Genomic DNA, 3611 nt, shown 5'->3' with positions numbered 1-3611 from the left:
AATATTTTCAGAAAAAAAGAACGCCATAGAGTATTTTTCGGATTTTATAGTTTTTTGAGCTTTTAGACCGACGCCACTAATTTTTTCTAAAAGCTCATCTAGTTTGGCGTGTTTAACACTATAGATGTTGTATGTGTTGTGCATGGCAATTCCTTTTGCTTCGAGTTTATCGATCTGTGAGCCTCATGAGTCCATTTAGAGGGAGCTGTATATGGAGTCAGTAGGCACTTAGCTTTCTCGAATGATGGCACAGAAATTCCAATTTGCTAGCACCACGTTCGTGGTGTACTTGGTGAAGAAGTCTGAAGCGGTTATCTCCCTCTGCAGAGATTGTAGGCATCGGAACTCGTCTCTTCGCAGCCTTTGCCTTTAGCGTGCTCACTCTCTCCAGTATCGATTTGTAGCCTCGATCTTTCACATCCTTCCTCCCCAGCCGACATATTTCCTCCATTCCCCTGACCTACAGTTCGCCATCGCTGAATGTTCAGCGATCCGGTTTGGTCGCCGGGAAATGTGTTGCGTACAGGCGCCTGCTATAACAGGTAGGCGCTTTTTACCGCTGCTCTATGGCGGCTGTGCGCGGGACACCTTCGGGTGTGCCGGTTCCACATTCCGGTCGACCAACCTGCGCACAGCTGCCTCCTATTTGCATGGTCGCAAATAAAGGTAGCTCCTCAACCAATGTGGGAGTTTTACCGTTATGAATGGATCCATCGCTGTAACCACCCAACAACCCTTCGACAAACTGGACAGCCTGCCGCTGTTTTCCGTTAACCCTGGCGTGCCTGTGGAAGATGCGCTCGAGCGTGCGGCGAATTTGATGTTGTATGTGGAGGCGCTGGCGGCTGCTGATGCGTTTCCGAATAAGGGGTTGGAGTCTGCGGTTGTGCAGACGCTTAGCGAAATGGCTAAGGCGTTGGTAAGGGCCTGTAAGCGTGTGGAGGAGGAGGGTAAGGGTTAAGGGTTGTTTGTTTTTGTGTGTGAGGAAGGGGACTTGGCGGTCCCCTTTTTTGTGGGGCTGAGGATGGTGGGCTTCGCTTCGCTCAACGCACGCGGACCGACTCAACCTGCGGCTATAGCGGCGTTTCAGGCTTTCCAATTGCCGATGATTTGCCCCAGCGGCAGCATGTTAAATACCCATTCGCGGCCGTTTTTGTGTTTTTCGAATAGGTTGAGGTCGACCAGGCCATTGAGTACGGCGTTGGCGGTGTTGTAGGAGCAGCCGAGGTTTTCTTTGATGTTCATGGCGGTAAATTCACGGGCCTGGCCGCTTTTGGCGACGTGCAGCACCATTTTTTGTTTGTCGTTGAGTTTGTTCAGCAGACCGGATTGGAAGAGGAATGCATTGAAGGCGCCAATGGCGTTGGCGGTGTTTTCGTAGGCCTGTTTGAAGTCGGCTATGGCGCGAATGATGATTCGGGCTTGGTAGTCGATGAAGTAGGTCAGGTCCATGTCGTCTGTTTCGGTGTAGAGGTAGCTTTTGCCGTATTGCACGGGGGCGGATTTGAGCAGGGTACTGATGGTGATGTAGCGAAATGCGGAGAAGTTGTGTTTGAACAGGTACCAGTAGAACAGTGCGCGGGCGACACGGCCGTTGCCGTCGTGGAACGGGTGTTCGTAGCCGATGGCGAAATGCAGGGTGATGGCTTTAACCAACGGGTGAACGTAGGCCTTGTTGAGTACATCGCTGTGGTTGGTGTTTACCCAGTGCGCCAGTGTGGCTAGGCGCTGTTCCAGCCCTTTCGCCGGTGGCGGCGTATGTACGATGTGGCCGTCGCCGTCTTCAACCACAACGTCGTCGCTCAGGCGAAAAGCGCCAGGGCGGTAGTGGTTGTCGTCGATGCCCTCGACACCTACTTGATGAAGCTCGGCAATCAGGTCGGTGGAAAGCTCTTTGTCGCGGCATCTCCAGGCCGATTGCATCATGCGGAAGTTGCCGATGATCATCTTTTCATCGGGCGTTCTCGGTGTGCGCTGGCGTTTTAGCAGGTCTTTGGCGACCACGGTGGTGGTGGCGGCACCTTCCAGTTGGCTGCTGCTGATGGCTTCGTCTTCAACCAGGTCGTTGAGCAGGTAGGCCATGTGGTTGCTTTCGCCAATCTTGCTGCTCATCCATTCCAGCGCGGCGCTGGTGGTGTGCCGGTCGCTTTCTGAGATGGCCATTTGTATGGCGGGCGTTAGCAAGAATTGGCACGCGGCGGGCGGTTCACCGAGGTGAACCAGCGGGCTCAGTTGCCGGCTGCGTGCCAGTTTGATGACTGACCACGCCAGTTGATGGTCAATGCCTTCTGCCAGGCGAAAGCGCAGTTTGTCGTAGTGCAGGTAACGCCCCTTGTCATCTAGCGGCGTATTTAGGGCGAGGTATTCGTCCGCGCGGGCGCTGTGTTGGCTAACCACGGCGGCAAAGGGGTTGGGGTCGACAGCTGGCGGACGTTTGATCATGGTTGTCTCAAAGCAAGCGTTTATTGAGACAGCGTATCGCATTGCGTGAGTCTTATCTCAAAATAATGAGAAATTGAGATAGGGGTTTAGGTCGCATGAGGGGCGGGCGGGGAGTTGGGCACCTGGGTCCCCGCCTGCGCGGGGACGACGGGTCGGTGTTTGGGTGCGCACAGCACACCCTACGTGTTGAGGGGTGTTGCGGGAGGAGGCGCGCTTAGGGTTGGGCGGCGATTTTTATGATGACGGAGCTGTACATGCAGGAGGCGTAAAGCACGTCGCGCTTGGGGTCGACGACGATGTGGTCGCAGGGGCGGTATTGGTCCCAGATGGCGGGAGTGAAGAGTGTGGTGCTGTGGCCGGTTTGTGGGTCGAAGCGGATAAATTGGAAGGCCCAGCTGCCGCCGGCGGTGAGGAGCATTTGCCGCAGGTAGAGTTCGCCGCGGTCGTTGAGGCCGACCATGTCTACGCCGTGGGTCCAGTCGGTTGGGTTGAGCAGTTTTACGTGGCAGGGGCGGTTGGCGGTGGCCAGTTGGATTTGGCGGACGCCTTTGCCGTTTTCGTTGGTGAGGTAGAGCAGGTGGCGTGGTGGGTCGAGGAATAGGCGTTGGCCGGCCACTTCCCAGTCGGTGTCGGTGCAGGGACCTTCGAGCGGGGCATGGCGACGGCCGCCGCCGGCGACTTTGCGTACGTTGCCGTCGGCTGTGGCGGCGCGAATGCCGTGAAAGTCGGCGCGCGAGTAGCCGTCTTCGCTGAAGTACAGGGTGTTGTCGGGGCCGATGGTCAGGGCTTTCACGTCGAATAGGGTGGCCTTCTGGCCTTTGCCGTCGGCGAAGCAGGGCAGCCAGGCGCTGCAGCCGTCGGTGCCGCCGCGGCCGAGCCAGGGGGCGATGGTTTTGTCCCAGGCGACGTGGATGGTTTTCGCGCTGGTGGCGTCGGCTTTGCGGATTTCGCCGTGGTCGCCTTGGTAGAGGTTGCCTTGGGCGTCGTAGGCGCTGGTTTTGTCGCCGCCGATGCCGCCGTGGCGCACGCTGCCGTCGAGTTCGATGATGCGGTTGGCCAGGCCTTTGGAGTCGGCGCGAATGCTGGCGGCGTAGTTTTCTTTGGCGGAGGGTTCGCCGTCGCTGAGGTAGAGGCGGTCGTTGCTCAATTGCAGGTCGGCGGGCAGGTGC

General features: G+C 57.1%; 3 protein-coding genes. 1 reads left to right on the top strand and 2 read right to left on the bottom strand.

Annotated elements, in window-relative coordinates; genetic code table 11:
• Window positions 1-700 precede the first annotated feature (700 nt).
• Window positions 701-961, top strand: coding sequence for a DUF3077 domain-containing protein (locus tag AAAB16_RS16840; RefSeq protein ID WP_340664356.1), 261 nt, complete (start codon window positions 701-703; stop codon window positions 959-961).
• A gap of 125 nt (window positions 962-1086) precedes the next feature.
• On the opposite strand, the gene AAAB16_RS16835 is transcribed toward AAAB16_RS16840, so the two are convergent.
• Window positions 1087-2442 (bottom strand): Fic family protein, encoded by a 1356-nt coding sequence (locus AAAB16_RS16835; RefSeq protein WP_340664355.1) that lies wholly within the window; start codon window positions 2440-2442, stop codon window positions 1087-1089.
• Between the two features lie 214 nt (window positions 2443-2656).
• On the bottom strand, window positions 2657-3611 hold a 955-nt coding region (locus tag AAAB16_RS16830; RefSeq protein ID WP_340664354.1), incomplete at its 5' end, for a hypothetical protein.

The organism is Pseudomonas sp. (assembly GCF_037994325.1).
Taxonomy (GTDB): domain Bacteria; phylum Pseudomonadota; class Gammaproteobacteria; order Pseudomonadales; family Pseudomonadaceae; genus Aquipseudomonas.
The sequence above is the reverse complement of the archived record's forward strand: the minus strand, read 5'-3'. Positions and strand labels throughout refer to the sequence as shown.

Excerpts from the sequence above, each read along its gene's own strand:
- AAAB16_RS16840 (WP_340664356.1), top strand. The coding sequence starts at position 701 with ATGAATGGATCCATCGCTGTAACCACCCAACAACCCTTCGACAAACTG.
- AAAB16_RS16835 (WP_340664355.1), bottom strand. The coding sequence starts at position 2,442 with ATGATCAAACGTCCGCCAGCTGTCGACCCCAACCCCTTTGCCGCCGTG.